Origin of the sequence: Catenulispora pinisilvae, assembly GCF_015356865.1 — a bacterium.
Lineage (GTDB): Bacteria > Actinomycetota > Actinomycetes > Streptomycetales > Catenulisporaceae > Catenulispora > Catenulispora pinisilvae.
Window position 1 is genome coordinate 1 of sequence record NZ_JAAFZA010000507.1, and the last position, 1,252, is coordinate 1,252.

1 protein-coding gene is annotated in these 1,252 nt (G+C 76.6%); it reads left to right on the plus strand.

Annotated features, from left to right (window positions below; all coding sequences use genetic code 11):
• Positions 1–1,089 (plus strand): hypothetical protein (locus IZR01_RS49205; protein ID WP_228561465.1); only part of this gene is annotated, 1,089 nt, incomplete at its 5' end.
• Positions 1,090–1,252 lie beyond the last annotated feature (163 nt).

The window sequence follows — 1,252 nt, forward strand, 5'->3', positions numbered from 1 at the left end:
GGCCGGTTGGGTGCGGGGGCGGTGGCGGCCGGGCTGACGGTCGGCGCTGATCGGCTAGGCGGCTGGGGCCAGGAGGCTGCCGGCTCGGTCGGGGGCGCGGGCCGGTTGGGTGCGGTGAGCGGCGTCGGTCGGCTCACCCGACCCGGCGCGAGTCGTTCGCCGCTCCCGCCGCGCGCAGCGGGTAGCGTCGAGCGGGTGGCAGCGGCCGGGGTGATCGGCGGCGCCGGGGTTGTGACCGCCGGTGCGGTCGGCGCGGCGGTGGCGCGGGGCGCATATCGTGTGCTGAATGCGCGGCCTCCCGGCGGTCGTGCGCGCTGGTCTCGCACGAACAACCGCGGGCGCGAAGTCACCCTGCTCGAAGGTCCGGCGGTCGCCGTCGGCATCGCCGCCGCCGCGCTCCTGACGCCCGGCCTCCCGCCTGCGATGCGGCTGGCCGGCTGTGGCGCGGTGCTCGGTGCCGGGGCCGTCGGCCTCTATGACGATCTCAACGAGCGCGGCGTCGCCAAGGGCTTTCGCGGTCACCTCTCGGCGTTGGCCCGGGGCGAGGTCACGACCGGTGCCGTCAAGATCCTCGGCATCGGCGCCGTCGGCCTGGCCGCCGGTGCCGTGGTGCGGCGCGATCCGCTGGAGCGGGTGCTGGCCGGGCTGGTCGTCGCCGGGGCCGCCAACGTGGTCAACCTGTTCGACCTGCGCCCTGGCCGGGCCGTGAAGGCAGCGGCGGTCGGCTCGGGGGCGGCCGTGGTGCGCGAGGTGTTCGCGGACGGCGGCCCGGCTTCCGGGGCCCGTGGCGGGCTCCTCACAGCGGCGGCACTCGGTGCCGCCGCGGCGCTTCTGCCCGAGGACCTCGGAGAGCGGGCGATGCTCGGGGACTGCGGTGCCAACGCGCTGGGTGCGGTGCTCGGCGTGGCGGCGGCCGCGCGGGCTTCGCGCCCCGGCCTCATCGGTTTGGCGGCCGCTCTGGCGGCCCTGACGGCGGCCAGCGAGAAGGTCAGCTTCACCAAGGTCATCGCCGCCACGCCGCCGCTGCGCGTCCTCGACGAGTGGGGTCGCGACACCGGCCCGAAGCGCGGCGAGGCCACCGATGGCTGACGTCCAGGTCGAGCACGACCCGGCGGAGGCGGTCGGGCCGGACAGCGGTGGCGCCACGAGCGCCGCCGCGACGACAACCGCGACTTCAACCACGACCGCGACCTCGACTTCAACTACCACCACGACCTCGACCACCACCGACCCCGCCCCAGACGATGCCCCC